This is a genomic window from Saccharospirillum salsuginis, assembly GCF_014651855.1.
Taxonomy (GTDB): Bacteria; Pseudomonadota; Gammaproteobacteria; order Pseudomonadales; family Natronospirillaceae; genus Saccharospirillum; species Saccharospirillum salsuginis.
Map to the genome: position 1 here is coordinate 85730 of NZ_BMXR01000009.1, position 22508 is coordinate 108237.

The 22508-nt window shown below is 61.1% G+C and carries 19 protein-coding genes; 7 read left to right on the forward strand and 12 right to left on the reverse strand.

The window, feature by feature from the left end:
* Positions 1 to 11: 11 nt before the first annotated feature.
* From IE111_RS17350 to IE111_RS17360, 3 genes are all read right to left on the reverse strand, one after another.
* Positions 12 to 2867, reverse strand: a complete 2856-nt coding sequence (locus IE111_RS17350; RefSeq protein WP_189611100.1) for a valine--tRNA ligase — start codon at positions 2865 to 2867, stop codon at positions 12 to 14.
* A 264-nt stretch (positions 2868 to 3131) separates the two neighbouring features.
* Positions 3132 to 3767 (reverse strand): hypothetical protein, encoded by a 636-nt coding sequence (locus IE111_RS17355; protein ID WP_189611101.1) that lies wholly within the window; start codon positions 3765 to 3767, stop codon positions 3132 to 3134.
* A complete protein-coding gene (locus IE111_RS17360) occupies positions 3767 to 4195 on the reverse strand; it encodes a DNA polymerase III subunit chi (protein WP_189611102.1) in 429 nt (142 codons plus the stop codon). The genes IE111_RS17355 and IE111_RS17360 overlap by 1 nt, the downstream gene beginning before the upstream one ends.
* 407 nt (positions 4196 to 4602) lie before the next feature.
* Here IE111_RS17360 and IE111_RS17365 point away from each other — a divergent pair, with 407 nt between their 5' ends.
* Positions 4603 to 5532 (forward strand): DUF3179 domain-containing protein, encoded by a 930-nt coding sequence (locus IE111_RS17365; protein ID WP_189611103.1) that lies wholly within the window; start codon positions 4603 to 4605, stop codon positions 5530 to 5532.
* Positions 5533 to 5689: 157 nt separating this feature from the next.
* Here the strand turns inward: IE111_RS17365 and IE111_RS17370 are convergent, their stop codons facing one another.
* Entirely contained in the window at positions 5690 to 7162 is a 1473-nt protein-coding gene (locus tag IE111_RS17370) for a leucyl aminopeptidase (RefSeq protein WP_189611104.1), read from the reverse strand.
* A 212-nt stretch (positions 7163 to 7374) separates the two neighbouring features.
* Positions 7375 to 7857 (reverse strand): RDD family protein, encoded by a 483-nt coding sequence (locus tag IE111_RS17375; RefSeq protein ID WP_189611105.1) that lies wholly within the window; start codon positions 7855 to 7857, stop codon positions 7375 to 7377.
* Positions 7858 to 7967: 110 nt separating this feature from the next.
* Here IE111_RS17375 and IE111_RS17380 point away from each other — a divergent pair, with 110 nt between their 5' ends.
* A complete protein-coding gene (locus tag IE111_RS17380; RefSeq protein WP_229805418.1) occupies positions 7968 to 8288 on the forward strand; it encodes an ArsR/SmtB family transcription factor in 321 nt (106 codons plus the stop codon).
* A gap of 279 nt (positions 8289 to 8567) precedes the next feature.
* Complete coding sequence (locus IE111_RS17385; protein WP_189611106.1) at positions 8568 to 8966, forward strand: hypothetical protein; 399 nt, start codon at positions 8568 to 8570, stop codon at positions 8964 to 8966.
* Between the two features lie 19 nt (positions 8967 to 8985).
* Here the strand turns inward: IE111_RS17385 and IE111_RS17390 are convergent, their stop codons facing one another.
* Genes IE111_RS17390 through IE111_RS17400 form a run of 3 tightly spaced genes read right to left on the reverse strand, consistent with a single transcriptional unit; the run spans position 8986 to position 12130 of the window.
* Complete coding sequence (locus IE111_RS17390; RefSeq protein ID WP_189611107.1) at positions 8986 to 9366, reverse strand: diacylglycerol kinase; 381 nt, start codon at positions 9364 to 9366, stop codon at positions 8986 to 8988.
* Positions 9363 to 11735, reverse strand: a complete 2373-nt coding sequence (hrpB, locus tag IE111_RS17395; RefSeq protein WP_189611108.1) for an ATP-dependent helicase HrpB — start codon at positions 11733 to 11735, stop codon at positions 9363 to 9365. Before hrpB ends, IE111_RS17390 begins: the two co-directional genes overlap by 4 nt.
* Complete coding sequence (locus tag IE111_RS17400) at positions 11732 to 12130, reverse strand: hypothetical protein (RefSeq protein ID WP_189611109.1); 399 nt, start codon at positions 12128 to 12130, stop codon at positions 11732 to 11734. The genes hrpB and IE111_RS17400 overlap by 4 nt, the downstream gene beginning before the upstream one ends.
* 88 nt (positions 12131 to 12218) lie before the next feature.
* On the opposite strand from IE111_RS17400, the gene IE111_RS17405 reads away from it, so the two are divergent.
* Positions 12219 to 12590: an SEL1-like repeat protein gene (locus IE111_RS17405; protein ID WP_189611110.1), complete on the forward strand. Its 372-nt coding sequence runs from the start codon at positions 12219 to 12221 to the stop codon at positions 12588 to 12590.
* Here the strand turns inward: IE111_RS17405 and IE111_RS17410 are convergent.
* The 4 genes from IE111_RS17410 to bcp all read right to left on the reverse strand — a co-directional run bounded on the left by IE111_RS17410 (position 12579) and on the right by bcp (position 15753).
* Entirely contained in the window at positions 12579 to 13550 is a 972-nt protein-coding gene (locus IE111_RS17410) for an asparaginase (protein WP_189611111.1), read from the reverse strand. The genes IE111_RS17405 and IE111_RS17410 overlap by 12 nt on opposite strands.
* Before the next feature lie 368 nt (positions 13551 to 13918).
* Positions 13919 to 14299, reverse strand: coding sequence for a dihydroneopterin triphosphate 2'-epimerase (gene folX, locus IE111_RS17415; RefSeq protein ID WP_189611112.1), 381 nt, complete (start codon positions 14297 to 14299; stop codon positions 13919 to 13921).
* Positions 14296 to 14856 carry a GTP cyclohydrolase I FolE gene (gene folE, locus IE111_RS17420; RefSeq protein ID WP_189611113.1) on the reverse strand — a complete coding sequence of 187 codons (561 nt, stop codon included), beginning with the start codon at positions 14854 to 14856 and terminating at the stop codon, positions 14296 to 14298. Before folE ends, folX begins: the two co-directional genes overlap by 4 nt.
* A 417-nt stretch (positions 14857 to 15273) precedes the next feature.
* Positions 15274 to 15753, reverse strand: a complete 480-nt coding sequence (gene bcp, locus IE111_RS17425) for a thioredoxin-dependent thiol peroxidase (protein WP_268245037.1) — start codon at positions 15751 to 15753, stop codon at positions 15274 to 15276.
* A 466-nt stretch (positions 15754 to 16219) separates the two neighbouring features.
* Between bcp and IE111_RS17430 the strand changes: the two genes are divergently transcribed.
* Genes IE111_RS17430 through IE111_RS17440 form a run of 3 tightly spaced genes read left to right on the forward strand, consistent with a single transcriptional unit; the run spans position 16220 to position 22103 of the window.
* A complete protein-coding gene (locus IE111_RS17430; RefSeq protein ID WP_189611114.1) occupies positions 16220 to 17692 on the forward strand; it encodes a Wadjet anti-phage system protein JetA family protein in 1473 nt (490 codons plus the stop codon).
* Positions 17682 to 18470, forward strand: coding sequence for a DUF4194 domain-containing protein (locus IE111_RS17435; RefSeq protein ID WP_189611115.1), 789 nt, complete (start codon positions 17682 to 17684; stop codon positions 18468 to 18470). The genes IE111_RS17430 and IE111_RS17435 overlap by 11 nt, the downstream gene beginning before the upstream one ends.
* 3 nt (positions 18471 to 18473) lie before the next feature.
* Entirely contained in the window at positions 18474 to 22103 is a 3630-nt protein-coding gene (locus tag IE111_RS17440; protein ID WP_189611117.1) for an ATP-binding protein, read from the forward strand.
* The last annotated feature ends 405 nt before the right edge of the window (positions 22104 to 22508 follow it).

Consider the following 22508-nt stretch of genomic DNA (forward strand, 5'->3'; position numbering starts at 1 on the left):
CCCTACGGGTCCTACGCCAACTCCTCCAATTGCTTCATTTGCCCTTCCAATTCCTGGATGGTGGCGGCCAGGCCGTCGGCTTTTTCGCGTTCCTTGGCGATGACCTGTTCGGGCGCTTTGGAGACGAAATTCTCGTTCTTCAATTTGCCTTCGACGCGTTCCAGGTCTTTGCGGGCCTTGTCCAGGGATTTGGTCAATCGCGCCTGTTCGGCTTCGACGTCGATCAAACCGGCCATGGGGACGAGGACCTTGAGATGTCCAACCAGTTGGGTGGCGGACATGGGGGCGGTGTCGTCTTCGTTCAGCCAGGTGATGGACTCGAGTTTGGCCAGTGTCTTGAGGAAGTTTTCGTTTTCTTCCAAGCGACGCTTGTCCTCCAAACTGCCTTTCTGGAACAGGACGGGCAGCGGTTTGCCGGGGGCGATGTTCATTTCGCCGCGGATGTTGCGCACGCCGACGATGACGCCCTTGAGCCATTCGATGTCGGCTTCGGCCTGTTGGTCGATCTTGTTCTCGTCCGGCTGCGGGAAGGGTTGCAGCATGATGGTGTCGCCTTCGCGCGCGGCGAGGTCCTTGACCGATTGCCAGATTTCTTCGGTGATGAACGGCATGATCGGGTGCGCGAGGCGCAGGATGGCTTCGAGCACGCGCACCAGGGTGCGACGGGTGCCGCGTTTGATCTCGGCACTGGCGTTGTCGTCCCAGAGGACGGGTTTGGACAGTTCCAGGTACCAGTCGCAGTATTCGTTCCAGATGAATTCGTACAGCGCCTGGCTCATCAGGTCGAACCGGTAGTTTTCGAAGTGGCGGTGGACGTCGGCTTCGAGGCGCTGCAGGCGCGAGCTGATCCAGCGGTCGGCGAGGGTCAGTTGCACGTCGCCGCCGTTCTGGCCGCAGTCTTCGCCTTCGGTGTTCATCAGCACATAGCGGGCCGCGTTCCAGATCTTGTTGCAGAAGTTGCGGTAGCCTTCGAGACGCTTGACGTCGAAGTTGATGTCACGCGCCTGGGTCGCCAGTGACGTCAGGGTGAACCGCAGGGCGTCGGTGCCGGACGGTTCCATGCCTTCGGGGAAGGCTTTGCGCGTGTTCTTTTCGATCTTCTGTGCCAGTTTTGGCTGCATCAGGCCGCTGGTGCGCTTGGCGACGAGGTCGTCGGCGGAGATGCCGTCGATCAGGTCGATCGGGTCGATGACGTTGCCCTTGGACTTGGACATCTTCTGGCCGTTTTCGTCGCGGATCAGGCCGGTGACGTAGACCTTCTTGAACGGGACCTGGGGCGTGCCGTCGTCGTTCTTGATGAAGTGCTGGGTCATCATCATCATCCGGGCGACCCAGAAAAAGATGATGTCGAAGCCGGTGACCAGGACGTCAGTCGGGTGGAAGGTCTTGACCAGGTCTTCGCGCTCGGGCCAGCCGAGGGTGGAGAAGGTCCACAGAGCGGAGCTGAACCAGGTGTCGAGGACGTCTTCGTCCTGGGTCAGTTCGATGTCGTCGCCAATGTTGTGCTTCTCGCGGACTTCCTGCTCGGAACGGCCGACGTAGAAATGTCCGTCTTTGTCGTACCAGGCCGGAATCTGGTGGCCCCACCAGAGCTGGCGTGAAATGCACCAGTCCTGGATGTCGCGCATCCAGGAGAAGAAGGTGTTTTCCCATTGCTTGGGTACGAATTCGATGTCGCCGTTTTCGACGGCCTTGATCGCCGGTTCGGCCAGCGGCTTGGCGGAGACGTACCACTGGTCGGTCAGCCAGGGTTCGATGACGGCGCCGGAGCGGTCGCCACGCGGCACCATCAGGGTGTGGTCCTTGATCGAGTCCAGCAGGCCGAGGGCGTCGAAGTCGGCGATGATTTTCTTGCGCGCTTCGAAGCGGTCGAGGCCGCCGTAGCCGTCAGGCAGGGTGCCGTCGAAGTCGTCGATCGGACGACCTTCGTAGGTGTAGGCTTCGGCTTTTTGCAGGACGGCGGCGTTCTGGTCGAGGATGTTGACCAGGGTGGCGCCGTGGCGCTTGCCGACTTCGTAGTCGTTGAAGTCGTGCGCGGGGGTGATCTTGACGCAGCCGGTGCCGAATTCGCTGTCGACGTAGTCGTCGGCGACGATGGGCAGACGCCGACCGACCAGCGGCAGTTCGACTTCTTTGCCGATCAGGTGGGTGTAGCGTTCGTCGTCCGGGTTCACGGCGACGGCGGTGTCACCGAGCATGGTTTCCGGGCGCGTGGTGGCGACGACGATGTAGTCTTTGCCGTCGCTGGTTTTGGCACCGTCGAGCAACGGGTAGCGGAAATGCCAGAGCGAGCCCTGTTCTTCCTTGTTCTCGACTTCGAGGTCGGAGATGGCGGTGTGGAATTTCGGGTCCCAGTTGACCAGGCGCTTGCCGCGGTAGATGAGGTCTTCTTCGTACAATTGAACGAAGACTTCGCGTACGGCGTTGGAGAGGCCGTCGTCCATGGTGAAGCGTTCGCGGGTCCAGTCGACGGAGTCGCCGAGGCGGCGCATCTGGGAGGTGATGGTGTTGCCCGATTGTTCTTTCCATTCCCAGACTTTGTCGATGAAGGCGTCACGGCCGAGGTCGTGGCGGGTTTTGCCTTCGCGGGCGAGTTCGCGTTCGACGACCATCTGGGTGGCGATGCCGGCGTGGTCGGAGCCGGTTTGCCACAGGGTGTTGTCGCCCTGCATGCGGTGGTAGCGGATGAGGGCGTCCATGATGGTCTGCTGGAAGGCGTGCCCCATGTGGAGACTGCCGGTGACGTTGGGGGGCGGGATCATGATGCAGTAGGGGCTGCCTTCTCCCGAGGGCTGGAACCAGTGGTTCTCTTCCCAACGCTGGTAGTGTTTGCCTTCAATCGCTTGCGGTTGGTAGGTCTTCTCCATGGGGTCTCGAACTCGCCTCAAGATATCGGTGGTTATGCTACGATGGCCTGGTTGGATACGGTGCCTGGAGTCCGCGCCGGTGACCTGGGATACTCATACGGGGCCGCCGTTAATACATCCATGTAGGCTTAGCCTCGGCATCCATGCCTCGGATATCCCCGTATGAGCATCCCAGGCCCCCGTCGCTCGCCTGGAAGCCAGATCAAATCATCAAAGCCATATTCGTAAAGTAGCCCGCCATTATACACGGCTGGGCCTGTCTGGCTAAGACGACTCCGAGCCGTCGTTGCGTTGCTTGCGGGCGCGGTGTTCGCCGAAGGTTTTCGGGCCTTCGTCCCGTTCGCGTGCGAGAAAGCCCTCGGGGATGGGCAGTTCGTGTTCTTCGTACCAGTTCCAGATGAGTTTGCGGAAGTCCTGTTGCAGGCGGTTGCGGATGTCGTTTTCGAACAGTTGGACGTAGCTGGCGACGGCGTCGTCGATCCAGTGTGAGAAGGCGGTTTCGAGTTGTTCGAGGATGAGTTCGGGGTCGGGGCCTTTGGGGAGTTCGGGTTCCGGCTCCGGCTCTGGGTCGCCGAGGTCGAGTTGTTGTTGCTCTTCGGCTTCCAGTTCTTTCTTTTCCCGCTTCTGGCGCTCGATGATGTCTTCGATGGGGCGCAGGGGGGCGAGGCTGGCGATTTCCTCGGCGGCGCGGGCTTCGGCTTCGTTGCGGATACGGATGAGTTCGGACAGCGATTGACTGGAGAGGAAGGGGTTGTCCGGGTTGACGTGTGTCGGGGTCCGCTTGTCGACGATTTCGTCGAGCAGGGGGATGGCGGATTCGGAGTCGACGATGCGGTCGAGGCTCTGGCGGATGTCCTCGAGGTCTTTGAGCAGGCTTTTGGGGTCGTCGTTCTGGCTCACTAGACGCGGTCTCTCAGGTCGTGCCGGGACAGGGGGTAGCCTCTGTCCTGGTAGAAGCGGTAGTGGTCTCGGGTTTGGGCCAGTATGTCCGGGTCCTGGCTGACGACTTCGAAGACACGGTGGAAGCGTGAGAAGTATTCGGGGATGTCGGCGGCCAGGTTGATGAGGATGTCGTGGTGGTCGCCGGGGTGGTCGTGCCAGCCGATCTGGACGGCTTCCGCTTCCTGGTCGAGCCGGCCGTGGGCGAGGAAGCTTTCCGGGCTGGCGCCCCAGAGGGCGTTGCTGAGGTTCTGGGCTTCGGTTTCGTCGTTGACGGCGAGCAGGACGCGGTGTTGCCGACCGGTGGCTTTGGCGACCAGGCGGGCGGCGTAGGCGTAGCGGTCGGTTGCCTGGAGGACGGGCAGGATGTGGAAGTCTACCTGGGTCATGGTTCGGTTCGGTCAACGATTTGCGCCATGTTAACCAAAGGTGTGGGTGCTGGGAAACTCTGTGGTTTCTTGGTTGGGTGGGGTTGGTTGCCAGGAACCCGCCTTCTGGGGTCGGTGACGCTCTTCCAGGGGCCGCTGTGAACCCGTCCATGGGCGCTTAGCTTCGGCATCCATGCCTCAGATACCCCTTCCAGAGCATCACCCACCCCAGAAGGCTAGCTACTGGGGGCTTCCGACCAGTAGGTCGGACCGCTCCAACCTTGCTACTGTATGGTTGCACTTCGCCAACTGGCGCGCATGGCCTACCTCTCCGACTTCGATCAATCGGACATCGATCCCTGTCTTTATGAAACTCTTGTTCCAATCGCCGGTCTCAATCGACATCGATCCGATTGGGAGGCGAGAACATGAAATCGTGGTGGCTGTCTGTTGTATTGATCGGGGCTATGGTGCCCTGGTCGGAGGCTCGAACGCTGAACGGCTTCGAGTTGGAGGGCGCATCGGTGCCGGAGGGGCAAATCCTGCGCGGCGGTCCGCCCCGGGACGGGATTCCGGCGATTGATGAGCCCGCGTTCGAGCCGGTGGACGATGCGGACTGGCTGTCTGCGGACGATCGGGTACTGGGGGTGAGTCTGGGCGGTGTGGCCAAGGCGTATCCGATCGCGATTCTGAATTGGCATGAGATTGTGAACGATCGGATTGGGGATCGGCCGATTGTGGTGACGTTTTGCCCGTTGTGTGGCACGGGAATGGTGTTCGACGCCCGTGTGGACGGAGAGGCGTTGAGTTTCGGGGTGTCGGGCCTGTTGTTCGAGAGTGATGTGCTGTTGTATGACCGCGAGACGGAGAGTTTGTGGTCGCAGATCTGGAGTGAGGCGATCAGCGGGCCGATGAAGGGGCGGTCGCTCGCGATGGTGCCGGTTGAGCATACGAGTTGGGAGGAGTGGCGGTCGGAGTATCCGGAGACCCTGGTTTTGAGCCGGGATACGGGGTATTCGCGGAATTACGATCAGGATCCCTATGCCGGGTATGAGGCGTCGCCGCGGACGATGTTTCCGGTGGCGAACAAGGCGCCCGGACCCTGGCATTCGAAAGAGTGGGTGCTGGGCGTGAGCTTCGCGGGGAAGCATAAGGCGTATCCGTTCGCTGAATTGGAGGCGAACGGTCAGGCTCGATTTACCGATCGGCTGGGCGGGCAGGAATATACCGTTATCTGGAATGAAGACGGCCGCTCGGCTCGGGTCGAGGTGGGCGGTGATGTGGTGCCGACCACGACGGCGTTCTGGTTTGCCTGGTATGCGTTTTATCCGGAGACGGAGGTGTTCGAGGTGAAGTAACCTGGAAGCGCCGGCGTCCCGCCGGTATGGTGTGAAACGTCACCGAGACGAGCAGCGGATGCCCCGGATTAGCATCCAGGGCAGCCGATGCGGATTCCTGGCACCTACTGCAACTTGATCGCCATGCCGGCGGGACGCCGGCACTCCCGGAGAGGGATCAGCTCAACCGATCCAGCAGGTACTGGGTCAGCATACCCACCGGTCGACCGGTGGCGCCTTCTTTGGCGGAGGTCCAGCCGGTGCCTGCGATGTCGAGGTGGGCCCATTTGTAGGCTTTGGTGAACTCGTTCAGGAAGATGGCGGCGGTGATGGAGCCGCCCGCACGCCCTTGACCGATGTTGCGCAGGTCGGCGAAGGGGCTTTCCAGTTCTTCGCGGTAGTCTTCCCAAAGTGGCATCGGCCAACCGCGGTCCCAGTTGGCTTCGCCGGCGCTGCGAATCTGCTGCTGCAGTTCCTCGTCGTTGGCGTAGATGGCGGTCGGGTGGTGCCCCAGGCCGATGACGATGGCGCCGGTCAGGGTGGCGATGTCGATGACGGTGGCCGGTTCGAAACGTTCGGCGTAGGTCAGCGCATCGCACAGGACCAGACGACCTTCGGCGTCGGTGTTGATGATTTCGATGGTCTTGCCGGACATGCTGGTGACGACGTCGCCCGGGCGGGTGGCGGTACCGGAACACATGTTCTCGGCGGCGGCGACAATGCCGATGACGTTGATGGCCGGTTTCAGTTCGGCGATGGTGCTCAGGGTGCCGAAAACGGAGGCGGCGCCGAGCATGTCGTATTTCATGTCTTCCATGCCCTGGGCGGGTTTCAGCGAGATGCCGCCGGCGTCGAAGGTCAGGCCTTTGCCGACCAGGACGTGGGGCTTCTGGTCGTCGCTGCCGCCCTGGTACTTCATGACGATCAGGCGCGGCGGGTTGGCGCTGCCCTGGGTCACGGCCAGATAGGAGCCCATGCCGAGCGCTTCCAGTTCTTCCTGCCCCAGTATCTCGACACTGACTTCATCGTAGGCGTCGGCCAGGTTTTCCGCCTGTTCGGCCAGGTACAGCGGGTTGCAGACGTTGGCGGGCAAATCGCCCAGTTCCCGGGCGACGTTGCGGCCGTGTGCCAGCGCCTTACCGGTTTTTATGGCCAGGTCCAGATTCTGCTCCTGGGCCAGGAACGACAGGGCTTCCAGCTTGTTGGGATCGGCTTTCTTGGATTTGGTGGTGTCGTACTGGTACAGGCCGGTCAGCAACAGTTCGGTGGCCTTTTCGGCACTCCACTGCACGGTGCGCTCACGCGGTTTGATGTCGTCGAGCGCCAGGCTGGCGGTGCCGACCTGAGCGGTTTTCAGGGCGCCGGAGACGGCCTTCATAACTTTGACGAACTGGTTTTCGCCGAATTCGGCCTGTTTTCCGGCGCCGATGATCAGAACCTGACTGGCCGGCAGGTCGGTGTGACCCAGAAGGGGGGTGACCTGGCCAAGCTTGGCGGAGAGCAGATTGGCATCGCGCAGGCGGGTGAGCAGTTTTTCGTTCTTATCGGTCAGCGCCGTCAGGCTGGCGGTGTCTTCGTCCTCGAAGTGAAAGAGGATCAGGGCATCGGTTTCGATGGACTCGAGCGAGCCCGCATTCACTGTAAATTGCATGCTGTCTCCATTTGCTGATGGCGGGGGTGCTGCCAGCGACCGTGGGTCCGGCCGGGCCCTGGCACCCCGGTTTGGATGTTCGGTGGGGTAGAATAGCCCATTGACGGGTATCTACCGCCTTAACCTGTGACGGGCATCATAACGAATGGCGGTGCGAGTGGGCAGGGGAAGGGGGTATCCAAGGGCCGAAGACGGGCGTTCCGACTGTCAGGTCAGGCAGACGGCTTGTTCTGCCTGACCGATTTGCCCGACTTGACTTTGGGGGTGTGCCTCAGGGTGGTCCAGCTGGCGCGGTCCTGCCAGGAGCGGCGCTCCCGGTCGGTATAGCGCCAGAGTATGCCGGCGAGCAACAATCCCCAGGCCGGCAGAGCGGTGAGGAAGCGCAATGTGCAGTGCATCCAGCCCAATGGCCGGCCATTGGTCGATTCGATGTGCAATCGCCAGACCCGCATGCCGACGGTCTGCCGCTTGGTCAGCCAGAAACCGGCGAAGTAGAGGTAGATGATGCCGATATTCCAGAGAACGAAAAGGGGGTTGCCGGGGGCGATGGCATCCTGTCCGGTCACCAGTTTGTTGAAACCGACGGCGACGAACCCGGCGACCATCAGGACACCGATCAGAATCAGCCAGTCGTAGATCAGAGCGCCGATCATATGGATCAGGCCGGGTGCGCGCGTTTGGGGTCGGGTCGTCATCGGTTTGTCGGGTTGATTCGGATGAGGGCGCAGATTAATGGAATGACAGGGCGCTGCCAAGGGCCGCCTTCTTCGGTATCATGGTGCGGACAAAACCTGGGAGGGGATGTATGAAGTCCAATCAAACGGGGATATCGCTGTCCAGCATGGAAGAGAAAGCCGGACAGGCATCCCGGCTGTTAAAAGCATTGAGCAATGAATGCCGCTTATTGATTTTGTGTAATTTGGTGGGGGGAGAAAAGTCCGTTACCCAATTGAACGATAAAGTGGATTTGAGTCAGTCAGCCTTGTCGCAACACTTGGCCCGTTTGCGCAATGAAGGCTTGGTGGCGATTCGCAAAGAAGCCCAGACGGTCTATTACCGAATCGACAGTCCGGAAGTCGAACAGGTTATTCGCCTGATGTACGACCTCTATTGCCGGGGAGACTGATCGCGTCATTGTTTTGTGGTTAAGGGGCTTCTGGATATGAATCCCTTCACGTTTTGACTATTCCGCTGGGGAGAAAGGCGAATAGGATTTGACATTGCTGTCAAAGTGTATAGGTTACTTTTTATTCAGGGAGGCGAGTAAAAGGAGTATTTCCAAAAATATCGGAATCGGTCGGAATAGAAAGATTCTTCAATGAAAACCTATTTCACTGAAGGGTTCCATTACTGACAGGTCGATACGCGAGTTGAATCCGTTTCACAGCAACCAAGCAGGGCAATGATGTCAGAAGCCAAATACAGGACAGACGCCAATGTCAGCCGATTGCACGTTCCGGAGTACAACGAGCATGACTACCCACCCTTACCCCCGCGTATTCGTCTGGCCGCCAATTGTTTCGAGCGGGTCTGGGCGCTGACGCTCACCGAACCCCTGAATCAGCCCGAACGCCTGAAAGATTTCGTCAAACGTTTTTGCTCCGACACCGTTACCGTTCGTGCAACGTTGCGCACCCGTAGACGTCTCTGCTTCGCCGTTACCGCATCCGATCTGGACCAGCAATCCGAATTCGAACTGGCCATGTTGATCATGGCGCACATCGAGCGTGATTTCGGCTTGATCGAACGGGTGGAAGACCGGGCGGCCACCGTTTGGCCTTATCGGGATTTCGGACGCGGCTAATGGCCTGTTCAGAGGCTCCCTAGGCAAACCGCTGCCAGAGGGCGGCACCCCAAAGCACTACCGCGACCAGTATAGACAGCAATACCGCGGCTGAACCCATGTCCTTGGTTCGGCCCGAGAGTTCGTGAAAGTCCGTTCCCACCCGGTCCACCAGAGATTCCAGCGCGCTGTTGATCATTTCAACGACCATGATCAGCATAAGACTGGCGATCAGCAAAGCGGTCTGCCAGAGATCGGTTCCCACCCAGAAAGCGCAGGGCACGCCCACCACCAGGACCCAGCTTTCCTGACGGAAGGCGGCTTCGTGCCGAAAGGCACTGCGCAATCCCTGAGCGCTGTATCGGGACGCATTGATCAGTCGACGCAGTCCGGTGGCTTGCTGTTTACGCAGTTCTGTCATGATAAATCCTGTGTTCGGCGCAATTGGCGGTTGGTGGCCCGGGTGGCCGCTGCGGTCATCGGGTCTTCGGGCCAGGGGTGTTTGTTGTAGCGGCCGCGCATCTCCTTTCGTACCTGTGGATAAACGCTACGCCAAAAATGCGGCAAATCCGTGACCCGGGCCAGGGTGCGACCGTTCGGGGCTTGCAGATCCAGGGTGATGGCCTGGCGGCCACCGGCCAGTTTGGGTGTGTCCGCCAGTCCGAAGGCCTCCTGCAGCTTGAGGGCGGCACTGACCCGGTCGTGAACGGCATCGTACACCAGCTCGCAATGCCGCCCGGAGGGCGCTTCCCAGCGCGTCGGGCACAGATCGTCCAGGCGACGACAGGCGTCGTAGCCCAGCCAGGCTTGCAGAATGGCAAGGGTGTCGAGTGCGTCGAGCCGTTCGAGCGAGCCCAGGTAGGGTTCGGCCAGTTCGGACAGTGATTCGCTGTCGGGCAGGTTTGGCCATTCCGGGTCGAGCCGCCGCAACAACCGGTATCGTTCCAGCCAGCCGAGCGCGCGATCGACATTCGGCCAGTGGTCCAGTGGGGTCCGGGCGAGCCAGTCGAGCCAGGCGGACTGGCGGGTGTCCGAGTCCGGCCGGGACGGCTGTTCGGACATCAGAAACGGTCCCAGCCAGCGTTGTTCGGCAAACCCGCTGTGCCGGTAAGCCGGATCGAAGACAACCCGGGTCCGCTCGGGGAGCCGGGTTTGAACGGTCTGCTCGTCCAGGGGCCAGGCGACATCGGCCTGTATGGATGAACCCTTGTCCCGGCCGTGCAACAGCAGGGCCCAAGCCGAGGAAGGGGGACGGGTCGCGAAGCGGACTTCACGGCCCGTGTTCATCCGGGCCCGGCCGGTCGGTTCGATGCGGATCAGCCAGTGTGGCAGGGCCTCGACCAATACGGCGTCCGGCAGCGGACGGACCCGGCCATCGAGTGTGATACCCAGTCGCCGGGCCAGTCGGCCGGCTTCGCGTTTCAGGGCCGGGTGAGCCTGTTGTACCGTCTCGGTGAGGTTGCTCGGTTCGTCCGTCAGTGGTTCGCCCCGGGCCAGGCAAGCGGCCAGCCAGACGGCGTCCGAACCCCGGTCGTGCCGGCGGCCGACCAGTGCAAGGTGGGCCAGTGCGGGCTCCACCCCAAGGGTGTCCAGTTGTTGTCCGTGCCCGGTTAATCGACCCTGGTTGTCCAGCGCGCCCCAATCCCGTAGACGCTCATGCGCGGCCTGCCAGCGGCCCGCTGTCGGTGCGCTCAGCCAAAAGGCGTCGTGTCGATCCAGCCCCCAGGCATTCAGGGTCAGCACCAGAGGGGTCAGGTCGGCCTGGGTGATTTCCGGAGGCTGATCGGGCGCCAGGGCATCGTGGGCCGACTCGCTCCACAACCGATAACACAGGCCGGGCCCCAGGCGGGCCGCCCGGCCGGCCCGCTGGGTGGCGCTGGATTTGCTGATGCGGCGGGTTTTCAGTTCGGTCAGCCCGGTCAAAGGGTTGATCACCGGATACCGTTCGAGCCCCAGGTCGATCACGGTGCGCACGCCGGGCAGGGTGACGCTGCTTTCGGCGATGTTGGTGCTGAGAATGACGGTCGGCCCGGCCGATTCGAGGCGCTCGTAGAGGTCGTCCTGGGGAACCTGGCTGTGAACGACGCAGTTTGGAACGCTGTCGGACAGCGCCCGGGCCGTTTGTTCGATCTCGCGCAATCCGGGCAGGAAAACCAGTTGGTGACCGTCGCGTTCCTGTCGAACCTGACTGAGCAGCCTGGCCAGTTCCACGGGCCAGCGTTTGTCGTCGACCGGGTGGTAGCGGAACGCCAGCGGGTGCAATTCCCCGTCCGATTCGACCCGGGGAAGGTCGAGTGCTTTCTGCAGAGTGTCCAGCGTCAGGGTGGCGGACATCACCAGCAGCTTCAGATCGTCGCGAAACAGGTCACGGCAGGCGTGTAGCAGCGTCAGGCAGGTGTCCTGATCCAATTGGCGTTCGTGGAATTCATCGAGAATGACCGTGCCGACACCCTCGAGACCCGGATCGTTCTGCAACCGGCGTATAAAGCTGCCGTAGGTGGTCACGGTCAGTCGGGTCCGGGGGCCGGCCTGGTTGTCATCGCGCAGCCGGTAGCCCACGCTCTGGCCGACGGGTTCACCCCGTTGTTCGGCCAGACGCTTGGCCGCGAGCTTGACCGGCAGGCGACGGGGCAGAAGGAGTACGACTTCCTGCTCACTGGCCTCCAGCAGCCACAGCGGAATCCGTGTGGTCTTCCCCGAGCCCGGCGGCGACTGCACCAGGCAGCCCCGGTTCCGCCAGTGGGACAGAACCGGTTCGCGGATGGCGTCGACGGGCAGGTGGGGGGTCATGCCAGAGGGTTGCCGTAAGGCAGGAAGCGGTTTTCGGTGTGGGACTTGATCCACTGCGTCAATTCGGCGTCCGGAAAGGCGTCCCGGGTTTTCAGTTCCTTGCAGATCCACACAACCGGGTTTTTATCCTGGCCTTCCCAGCCCGCCCAGTGGTGTTCGGCCAGCGTGAAAAAACGCACCAGTCGCACCAGTTGTTCGGTGGGTAGAGGTTCCAGTAAGGGAGCCCAGGCCGAGCGCGACTGGCGCATCCAGACCTGCAGCGGTTCGAGTGCATCGACCGGGTTCGACGGGAACCGGTCGGCGGACTCGACCCCGAATTCGGCGGCTTTGGCCAGAGTGTCGGCGTCGGGCGGCGTCGGCGCGCCCTGGTCGGGTGTCCAGGTTCCGAGCGTCATAGAAGCTCCTGTTCGGGTTGATTAACGTTTCGGCCGGCATTATATCGGTTGAGCTGACGAACCACACGGGCTGTGAGGAGGATCCTGCTTGACCGGCTACCCCCTATTGAAATGGGTCTTTCACCAGGCCTGGCTAACGCGCCATCGCTGGGTACACGATCGCCTGATGCGCGGCTTTCGCCGCTACGCCGATCGGGGCGAGGCCGATGCCCAGGAATTGTACGGCTTTCTGTTGCTGCACAAAGGTGTCGATGAGGCGAGCCGGTCTTCCGGTGCCCGATACTTGCTGTCCTGCGCCGAGCCCGGCCGCCCCAGAGTGGCCTGGCAGTTGTACCAGTGCTATCGGGACGGCGGTGTCGCGGGGATCGCTAAAAACCCCGAACGGGCGCACCACTTCCTGGCGATGGCGGCCGAAGGCGGGCATCCGTTGGCCGAAGAGCAACTGGCCTCAGGCCAGTGATTGCCATTCCCGGGCCCAGGGGCGCTTGAAGCCCTCGACGATTTGATCGGCCCGGTCGTATTCCGAACACAGAACCTGCAACTTGGTCAGGACCGCTTCCAGCGGCATGCCGCCACAGGACACCGCACCGATCTCGGTCAACAGGCTGCTGGCCGCATACTGACCCAGGTGGACCTCGCCGTGCAGGCACTGGCTGCGCACGAAGACCGGGATGCCCTGATCATGCGCCCGACCCAGGATGCGGCGCATGGCGTCATCGTTCATCAGATTGCCGCTGCCGTAGGTGTTCAGCACGAGAGCGCGGTAGTTGCGCTCCACCATGCTCATCAGGCCGTCCATCGGCATGCCCGGAAACAGGATTTGCAGGCCGATGGCGGCGGGGCGCCATTGTTTGCCGAGCGGTGTCTCGGGCGCGCCCGGCGCCTGATCCCACAAGGACTCGGACCAGTTGGGGGTCAAAAAGGCATCGTCGGCCGTTGTATCCGCCTTGGTGATGCGGCTGGCCGGCAGGACCCGGCCGCTGAAGGCGACGCAGACTTCGGGTCGTTTGGCGGTCAGGGCGTCGAGAGCGGTGTTCAGGTTGGGGATGCCGTCGTTGTCCGGCTGGGACAGGGGCGTCATCGACCCGGTCAGAATGACTGTCTTGCCCGAGCCGGCCAGCAGGAAGCTCAGGGCCGCCGCGGTGTAGGCCAGGGTGTCGGTGCCGTGGATGATCAGGAAGGCGTCGGCGTCCGAGGCCAGGATGTCGTCACGCAGGCGATACCAGTGGCCGGGGCGGATGTCGGAGGAGTCGATCAGCGGTTCCCATTCGTCCCAGCTCAGGTCGTGCTCGCGCCAGCCGGCGAGATCCGGGTGGCCGGTGAGTTGCTCGCGCAACAGGCCGGGCTGGGGGGCCAGCCCCTGGTCGGTGGCGGCCATGCCGATGGTGCCGCCGGTATTGATAATCCGATAATGTGCCATGACCGCTGACATCCCCTGAAAATGAAAGCGGCGTATCAAACCACTGAACTTCCGGCTATGCAACCTGGGGCGGCTCAAACCCGCGCCGGCGGCCGGGTCGCCCTATTCGAGGTCGCCATTAACCCGTCCATGGGGGCTTGACGGCAGCCATCCATGGCTGCCGACATCCTCGAATAGGGCAACCCGGCCCCCGGCGCTAGCCTTCAGCGGCTCCGTAATCACAGCTCGTAGGGTGGGCACGGCCCACCAGTCCAGTCTATCTAACCACCGGATTGTGCCATCGCCGCACCCATTGATTCGGGTATGGACTCTTGGCGTGTTGTCCTCCCATGGTGGGCAATGCCCACCCTAGGAGGTCTGTGGCTAAATCAGGAGTCCGGCCGACGCTCGGCGCTCAATGCGATGGATACGGATTCCGCGAAACGCAATGCATGAGGTTTGTCGATTTCGACTTCGGCGAAGCGGACTTCGGTGTGTTCCATGATTAGAGCCAGTACTTCGTGGGTCATGCGTTCGAGCAGCAGGAAGCGGTTGCCTTCGACGAAGTCGATGATTTCCTTGCAGATCGACCGGTAGTTGAGGGTGTCCTCGATCTCGGTGGAGTGAATGGCGTCGCTGGCGTCGAAGCGGATGGTGATGTTGAGCAGCACGTCCTGCTTGTTTCTGATTTCCTCCTCCTTGATGCCGACGTGGGTGCGCAGGCGGAGGTCTTTGATGCGAATGCAGGCTTCGGTGTTTTCGCGGATCATGCGCGTCGTCCTATCAGTGTCAGAAATTCGTTGCGGGTGTTTTGCGAGTGCCGGAGACCGCCGAGCATGACGGAGGTGGTCATCAGGGAGTTCTGTTTCTGAACGCCGCGCATCATCATGCACATGTGCCGGGCTTCGAGCACCACGCCCACACCGGTGGCTCCGGTGACATCGGCGACGGCATTGGCGATTTCCTTGGTCAGTTTTTCCTGGATCTGCAACCGTCGGGCGTACATGTCGGTGATGCGTGCGAATTTGCTCAGGCCGAGTACCTTGCCGTCGGGGATGTAGGCAATGTGCGCCTGACCGAAGAAGGGCAGCATGTGGTGCTCGCACAGGGAGTAGAATTCGATGTTCTGGACCACGACCATTTCGTCGGTGTCGGATTCGAAGATGGCGCCATTGACGATAGTCTCGAGGTCTTCACTGTAGCCGCCGGTGAGGAACTGCATGGCTTTGGCCGCCCGCTCGGGGGTATCGGCCAGGCCGTCCCGTTCGGGTTGTTCGCCCAGGTCGCTCAGGATGTGGCGGTAGTGATCGGTCAGTTTGGAGGTCATGGAATTACGTCCGGCATTGCTTGAGTCGATGATACGACACTTTAGTGACAGCGGATGATTGTCGGCAAGTGGTTTGATTGTGCCAGTGGTTTGGCTTTGTGGCCTCTACACCTTTTTGGTACTGTGGTTAAAGTGTCCCTTTTGCCAGGAACTCGTGTCCGGCACCGGTGATCCTCGCTCCGGGGCCGCCGTGAATACATCCATGTAGGCTAGGCCGCAGGATATGAATCCCATCCATGGGATTCACCCTTCGTGCTCGCTGCGCTCATGCTAAAACGCTCCTGGCGTTTTAGTCCTTGCTGCGAACACCCCTCCGCGAGCATCCCCGGCACTGGTCACTGGCACTATGTGCCGCTTCTCAGATGGGCTTCCAGCCGGTCGGATTAGGCCGAAGGCCGTAATCCGACATCGATCCAATCACCCCATCTCATCCAAAACCGCCAACACATCATCGTGATGCGATTTGGTTTTAACTTTCTCCATCACATGAGCCAGTTTGCCGTCCTCATCGATAATGAAAGTGATCCGGTGGATGCCCTCGAACTCCCGTCCCATGAACTTCTTCATACCCCAGACACCGAACTTGTCCGCGATGCTGTGGTCTTCATCGCTCAGCAGGTCGAAATTCAGGCCTTCTTTCTCGATGAATCGGGTCAATCGCTTGGGGGCGTCCGGGCTGATGCCGATTGCCACGGCGTTGCGCTTGTCCAGTTCGGTCTTGGTGTCACGCAGACCGCACGCCTGGGTGGTACAGCCCGGAGTCATAGCTTTGGGGTAGAAGTACAGGACGACTTTTTTGCCGCGATAATCCGCCAGGGAGACTTCTTTGCCGTCCTGGTTGACGGTGGTGAATTCCGGGGCCGGGTCGCCGGCCTTGGGAAGGTTCAGTTGGGTCATGTCGTTTCCTTATTATGGAGTCATGCTCTGTTAGCTTGGAAATTTTCCAGGCTCGGGTTTCAGTTACGGTTCCTGGGTTGCTCTGGTTCAGTACTGTACGGGAAAGGTCTGTGTACAGTCCGTTCCCGTTGTTGTGAGGGGTAGTGGGGCGTCCGGTGTGAGCCCCGAGGTGGGGGGAGTCCCTGTCGGGGATGTCCGCAGCATGGATGCTGCGGTCAAGTCTACACGGATGTATTCACGACGACCCCGACAGGGACTCCCCCCACCTCGGGGCGGATTCAGCCACCGAACCCCAAGAAACCACAGGCTTAAACATACCAAGTGAGGCCACAAAAGGAGCATTCAAGCCACAGACCCAGCCCGTCAACCGAGCGATGTTCAAAAGCGTTCACCGTCTGTCCGGGAAAGCCAATTTAGGGTATCCTCGGGCGTCCGGTGTTGTCACCCACAAGATATTGATTTTCCTATGTTTTTCGAAAACGAGCGCAGCCAGTTCTTCAAGCCGCTGACGGGTAAGTACCGTGAGCAGCTGGTCGAGTGCCTGAAAGAGCTGTACCGGCGTCTCTACACCAGTTCCAGCGCCGACTACGGCCACGCCCTGACCCGGGACGATATCATCGACACCTTCCAGGGCGCCCTGGCGCGCGCGCCCGAGTTGACCACCGACGACGGCGAGTCGGAAGGGCGTTTTCGCAGCGACCGGGAGCAGGCCGTCTGGTCGCTCAATTTCCTGATCGAACACGGCTGGCTGGAAAAACAGGTCGACGAAGCCACCCTGCTCAGCAGCTACAACTTCAGCCGCATGGGACGCCAGTTCACCGAGCCCTTCGTCGGCAGCGACCTCAGTAACATACGAACCCGGCATCGCAACACCCGGAACGTGCGGAACTCCCTGCAATCCTTCCGGGAACGGGGCGAAGTTTACGATCTGCTCGACGCCTGGGAGCATTCCGAGCGGATCATCAGCGATTTCACCGACATCATCGCCGAACTGGACGAACGCAAGCGCGATCTGGTCCGGCAGATGGAAAGCCAGGTGCTGGTGCAGCGCGCCAGCCAGGATTTCTTCGATTTCATGGAAAAGCGATTCCAACCCGACCTGGCCATTCGCCTGAGCGCGGACAACGTCGAAAAGTACCGCGACGACATCGCCCTGTGCATCCGCGCCATCCGCGCCCGTGACCGGGATTTCAAAGCCCGGGCGGAACGACGCCTGCGCGAACTGCTGCCGGAAGAAGTGCGGGACGGCCAGAGCCTGCTCTGGACCGTGCTGGACAATATCGAGAGCCGGTTGAAAGCGGCCAGCGACATCATGGTACCGGCGCTGCGCCGGGCGTTGCAGGGCTTCACCAAGCGGGCGGACGTCATCATCCGCCAGATCAGCTATCTGGCCAGCCAGCAGCACAACGACGTGGTCAAGGTCTGCAAACAGTTGAGCGAGTTTGACGAGACAACCCGTAACGAAGCCCTGGCCCGGGCCGGGGCCGAGATGGCCGTCCCCCATATCGGCTTCATCGACCCGGCCAGTGTGCGCATGCACGCCCAGCGAACCCGCCGCACCTTCTCCATGGACGTCACCGAAGACAGTCCGGACGATTTCGATGTCGAGGCGCGCAAGGAGCTCTATGTCCAGCAGGTCCTGGATCAGGCGTTCCTCATCAACGACAACCGGGTGCGTCAGTATCTGGTGCGCCAACTGAGCCGGGGCGAGGTGGTCACAACGTCCGAACTGCCGGTGCACTCGGCGGACGACCTGCTGGCGCTGGCGCACGCCATCGAAGTGGGCTCGGCCCAGTCGCTCTCGTCCGAGTATCGCTTCATCGTCGAGTGGCGCAATGCCGGCGAGCCGTCCGAGTATTTCGAATCCCGCGACAACTTCACCATTCGTCTGGAAACCCGATCCGACCAAGCACAAGAGGAAGGCCACGATGTTTCATGAGCTGGATCAACGACTGGAGCAGGAAGGATTCAGCCGCAACGACTACAGCGAGCTGTTGATCCGCCTGCTCGACTACGGCGTGATCTGCCGCGACGAAAGTCAGGTCGAACAGCAGCTGTATGACCGTTATTTGCGCCTGGAAGGGCCGGTCACCGACTACCTGAGCCTGATCGGTGTTCAGGTGCAGCACGACAAACGCTTCAACTTCGTACGCCTGTTCCCGCCGGGAGCGGAAGTACCCGGCCTGGACGACAGCGGCGAGGGGCCGTTCAACGGCGGTTTCCGGGTGCGGCTGTCGCAGCAGGAAGTGGCGTTGGTTCTGGTGCTGCGCAGTCTCTATGACCGCGCGCTGCGCGAAGGTCAGGTCGACGACAACGGCTGTGTATTGGCCTCGCTCGAGAACATCAGCATCTCGTTGCGCAATTTGTTGAAGCGCACCCTGCCGGAAGGCGTGACAGAGCGTAAGCATCTGTTCCGGCGCCTGCGCCAACTGCGCCTGATTCAGGTCAGTCAGGAAGAAGCGCTCGAAACCGGCGATTTCTGGGTGCGCATTCGGCCGATGATCATGAGCTATGTGTCCGACGATGTGCTGTCGGCCTTGCTGGCCGGGGTTGAACCGGCGGACACGCCGGTCGATCCGACTCCGGACGACAACGACGGCAACGACTCCGACACAACAAATGAGACGGCCGACGACGAAGACGCACCCACCGCCGAACCCGAGGAACCCCGGGTCACGGTACTCGACGACACGGCTTCGGTATTTTCACGGGATTGACGCATGTTTCTGAAAAAGTTCATCTACGTTAACTGGGGCAATATCCCGCTGCTGGAATTCGATTTCGGCCCGATCAATCTGTTGAGCGGCGGCAACGGTTCCGGTAAAACCACGGCGGCGGACGCCATTCAGACGGTGATGACCGCCGCCCACGACACCCTGTTCCATTTCAACCCGGGACAGGACGAAGCGACCCAACGCGGTCGCGGCAAGCAGGTGCGCACCCTGGCATCCTATGTGCTCGGCTGTGATGACGGCTCATACGCCCGACCGGACGGAGCCGTCGGCTATCTGGCCGCGGTCTTTCACCCGACCCAGGGCGAGCCGGCCGAACCTTTCACCGCCGTCATCGGCGTCAGTGCCTACCTGGATAAAGCCGGGGCGCAGCCCGTGGCCCGTCAGGGCGATCTGCTGTACATGATCACACCCGGCGAGCAACTGACCCAGTCCGATTTCGTCATCGAGTCCGACGACGGCCGGTCCGTGGTGACGCTCGACAAGATCGTCGGCCGGTTGAAGGGGCAGGGGCTGGACGTCGAAAAATACGACACCAAGAAACAGTATCTGCGTCGTCTGTATTCCGCGATTCGCGGTCGCTCCGATGCCGTCAGCGAACGCGAGGCGATCAATGCCGCCCGCGCTTTCTCCCGTTTCATGGCCTACAAACCGGTGCGCAGCATCAACGCCTTCGTGGCCCAGGAAATCCTCGAGCAGAAAGACCTGGGCGAGGCCATCCGCACCGTCTCCGACCTGATGAAAACCATCAGCGGCATGGAAGCGGAGGCCAATCGCCTGAAGGAAACCATCGACCGACTGGTCGGCGGGCGCACCCAGGCGGATCAGTACATCCAGCAATGGATCGAGTACAACGTCGCCGACTACATCGCCGCCAAGGCCCGCTTCGTCAAAGACCAGAAGCGGTACCTGCAAGCCAAGAATGAACAGCAAGCCCTGTTGCAGGAACGCGACGGGGTACACAGCGAGCTGGAAGTCACCGAGCAGCGTCGCGACCAGACGCACGAGCAACTGGTCTCGCTGGAAGCGCAGCGCCGGGGCGTTGGCGCCCTGCAGGACAAGGACAAGTTCGAGCGCGCCATCGAAGAAAATAATCGCAAACTGATCCAGCAGGCCGAGCCGCTGCTGAAACAGGATGAATGGCTGCAACGCAGCATCGACGCCAGCAGCCATATCCAGCAGGCGTTGCTGAAGACCAGTCTGGCGACCGAGTTGCCGGAACTGGGTGGTAAGGCGTTAGGGCAACTGGCCAAAGAGGTGATGCAACACAGCCGCAGCCCGGTCGATTTCCGCTCGCTGATGAACCGGGACTGGATCGATATCTCACCGCTGGAGCAGCATCTGGACGAGGTTTTGGCCCAGCAGCGGGTGTTCAACCGCTGGCGCGATACCTGGTTCAGCGAAGAGCACTCGACTTCAGGCGTCAGCCTGCGCGATCAGCTGCAACGCCTGCAGGACCGGCGCGAACAACGCCTGACCCAACTGCGCCAGTCGCTGACGCGCAAGCAACAGGACATCGACAGCCTCGAAGGCCAGCAGTTGAACTACCCGCCGCATGTCCGGGCCGCCATCGATGCGATCCGACGCGAGTGGCCCGACGCCGACCCGCGCGTGCTGTGCGATCATGTCGAAATCAAGGATCCGGAGTGGCAATCCGCACTGGAGGGGTACATCGGCGGTGCCCGTTTCGCCATCCTGGTGGAACCGGAATACGAGGCGCGCGCCATTCAGACGGTTCGTAATCTGCCCAAGGACAACCGTGCCCGGGTTATCCAGGGCAGCAAGGCCAAGGGCGATGCCGATCGCATCAAGCTGCCATCGAATTCGATCATCCATCTGATGGCCTTCGATCACTCCGTCGCGCGCACCTACCTGACCGCCAGTTACGGTCTGGTCGAGCAATGCTCGGACGCCGAGGAACTGAAGCGTACCCGGCGCGGTGTCACCCGCAACGGCCTCGGCAGCGGCGCCTACGCCATGTATCGCTGCGACATGCCGGTGGCGAATCTGGTCTTCGGCCAGGGTGCGCGCGAACGCGCACTGGAAGCGAAAAAAGAGGAATTGATGACCCTGGCCGCCCAGGCCAATGAGTTGCAGGACCAGGTCGGGGAAGTGCGCGACCTGTATCGTGCCGTCAACCAGCTGGCTCACCTGAGTCACGCCGATCTGATGCGCGAGATGCTGGAAACCCAGCGAGCCCTGCGTACCGCCGAGCAATCGTTGACCGCGCTGGATTTGAGCGATACCAGCGGGTTGGAAGCCGAATATCAGTCCGTCAACCAGCAACTCAAAGAGCTGGACAACCGCATCCGCGAACTGATCGAGCGGCGTGGCAGCCTGGGCGAGCGCATCGAAACCCTGTCGCGCCAGTGCAAGGCCTTGAGCGACCAACAGGAAGACACCGAACTGCGCAGTGAGCAGAAAGAACAGTCCCTGCGCGATATCGTCTCTGTCTGGCCGGAGTTCGATGTCGAAGCCCGGCTGTTTGATGCGGATGAAACGGCCGATTCGGCCGACCCTGAGATTCAGGAAAACCTGCGCAAATCACTCGAAGGCGAGCTCAACGCCCGTGCGCACGAACTGGAACAATTGCTCAAGGACCACAATCAGGATTGCCAGCCGCAGGACGCCATCGCCCTCGATCTGAATTACAGCGAGCTGCACAGCGCCGATTTTTTCCAGGGCATCGTCTCCCTGCGCCGACAGGTCGATCAGGTGCACAACCGCCTGAAGAACAACATCCTGGTGGAAAAGGTCGACAACCTGACGGCGTTGAAAGACAGCTTCAACAACGCCTTTGTCACCAACCTCTGCCACGCCATTTACCAGTCCATCAACGACGGCAAGCGCGTGCTCGAGGACTTGAACAAGGAACTCGAACACCACCGCTTCGGTGCCGACCGCGAACGCTACTGGTTCGACTGGGACTGGGTACCGGAATACAAGGAATACTGGCACTTCTTCGACGAAGTCATCAAAAGCCCGTCGCTGGGCGAAGGCCAGACCCTGTTCGACACCGAACTCAGCCAACGCTCCGCCCGTATTCGCGATCAGTTGATGGAGATGTTGCTGGACGACGACGAACAAAAAGCGCTGCGTGAACTGGAGCGGATATCCGATTACCGGAACTACCGCAACTACGAGATCTACAAGCAACCGGACGGCAAGCAGCCGATCGCCTTGAGCCAATACGGCACCGGGTCCGGCGGCCAGTTGGAGACACCGGCCTACATCATCCGCTCGGCGGCCATCACATCGGCGTTCCGCTTCAACGAAGGGGACAGCCAGTTGCGGATGGTGCTGGTGGACGAGGCGTTCTCGAAGATGGACGAGACTCGTTCGAAGGAGGTGATTCGTTACCTGACGGAGTCCCTCGGGTTGCAGTTGCTGTTCATCATGCCGACCAGTAAGTCAGGCCCCTTCATGGACATGATTTCGAACCAGTTCGTGTTCTCGAAGGTGCCGTTGGCGGGCGCCAATCGGATCGGTGAGTTGAATACCCGGGTGCTGGTGGATCGCCAGAAGTGCAATCAGGACAAGATCAAGACGCTCTGGGCCAATCACCGCAAGGTCATCCGCCAGCAGGCCGAACTCGATTTCATGGCCGACGTTGAGTAGAGTCCTCTGCCAGTGGATGGCTTTTAGGGACTGTGGTTTGTTCTGGCTATGTGCCTAGGAACCCGTGGCCGTTGCCGGTGATCCTCCCTCCGAGGCCGCCGTGAATACGTCCATGTAGGCTTAGCCGCAGCGTCCATGCTGCGGATGCCTCTGCGTGAGCATCCCCGGCACCGGCCACTCATCACCCCAACCACCAGCCATCAATGTATATAACCTTTCCTAGAAAGGAACCACTGCCTGTATATCGTAGGGCAGAAGAGCGACAGCGTTATCTGCCGTTGTCGACCCAGTCAAAAAGATGGCCCACTCAAAGTGAACATCCCTGCGGGTAGTCACAGCTTCCCGCCACAAAACCAAACCCAGCCACAGTACAAAACGAGTAAATGGGCACAATTCTCAACACGT